Source organism: Pseudomonas sp. YL2 (genome assembly GCF_023063025.1).
GTDB lineage: Bacteria > Pseudomonadota > Gammaproteobacteria > Pseudomonadales > Pseudomonadaceae > Aquipseudomonas > Aquipseudomonas putida_A.
Genome location: NZ_JAJSLU010000039.1, coordinates 1 through 1,277, shown reverse-complemented (window position 1 = coordinate 1,277; position 1,277 = coordinate 1). Strand labels below are relative to the sequence as shown.

General features: G+C 64.1%; 1 pseudogene. It reads right to left on the bottom strand.

Features of this window, described 5'->3' with window-relative positions:
- Nucleotides 1-1,277 (bottom strand): annotated as a pseudogene (locus LVD08_RS27980) (type IV secretion protein Rhs); the annotation flags it as partial.

Genomic DNA, 1,277 nt, shown 5'->3' with positions numbered 1-1,277 from the left:
TCGGTCTTCTCCAGCAGGTGCCCGTTGCGGTCGTAGGCGTAGGCGGTGCGCCGGCCGTCGAAGCCGGTTTCCTGTCGGATCAATCCGGTTGGCGTGTAGTCCAGGCGGTACTTTTCCCCGGACTCGTTCTCGATTTCCGTGAGCAGCAATTGCGCATGGTCGTAGCGGTACTGCACCCGCGTGCCGTCGGGATTGATCTTGCGCGAGACGAGGTGCAGGTCGTCGTCATACTCGTAGCGGGTGATGTGCCCGAGTTCGTCGCGCTCGGCAGTGACCTGGCCGTAAGCGCCATAGCTGTAGGCACGGGTAGCGCCCGTAGGAAAGGTCGTCTGAATTAGTCGGCCAACCGCATCCCACTGCTGGCGGGTGATCGCGCCGTGTTCGTCGCAAGTGGTCGTCCGTCGCCCCAGCGCATCGTAGGAAAAGCGCCGCACACCACCGTCGGGCAGGGTTTCCTCGATCAGTTGCCCGAGGTCGTTCCACGACAACTTGTGCCGGCTGCTGTCCGGGTAGCGGATCGACAGCAACTGCCCGCGCGTGTCGTAGTAGTATTGGGTGACCTGACCGTCGGGATCGACCGCCTCGGTGACATCGCCCTCGGCGTTGCGCCGAAACGTCCACACTGCCTCGCCGCGAGAACGGCTGTGCAGGAAACCGTTGCGGTACTCGTAGGACGTTGGCTCATCGTCCGGCGGAAGCAGCGCGATCAGCCGTCCGACGTCGTCGTAACGGTATTCGGTGACCGCGCCCAGCGGATCCTGCTCGGCGATCAGCCGGCCCTGATCGTCATAAGCCTTGAGGTGCTCACCGCCATCGGCCTCGACCTTGCGCACCAGCCGTGCGCTGTCATCGTGGACGTAGGTTTCTTCGCTGCCATCGACGTAGTGCACCGCGACGCTGCCGTCATCGGCCCAGACGTAACGCGTGTCCATCTGCGCGAACGACGCCCAGTGCCGCACGCAGCGCGCCGCCTTGCCCGAGCGCTCCCACTCCCAGAAAAAGCTCGCGCCGCCGGTCAGTTGCCGCTGCAGGATGACGTGCTGATCGTCGTAGTCGTAACGCTCGCTGTCACCGACCGCATTGGTCGCGGCCAACAACCGCTGACGCGCGTCGTAGCAATAACTGACCAGCGTTTGCTCGGTGCGCCAGCCATCAGCCTCAAGCACCTGGTAATCAACCGCGACCAGATGCGCCCGGTCATAGCGCAACAACAACGACCGCCCGGCCCCGTTATCCAGGCGCTGCACACGCTCGGAAAAATCGCGATGCACCGTCAG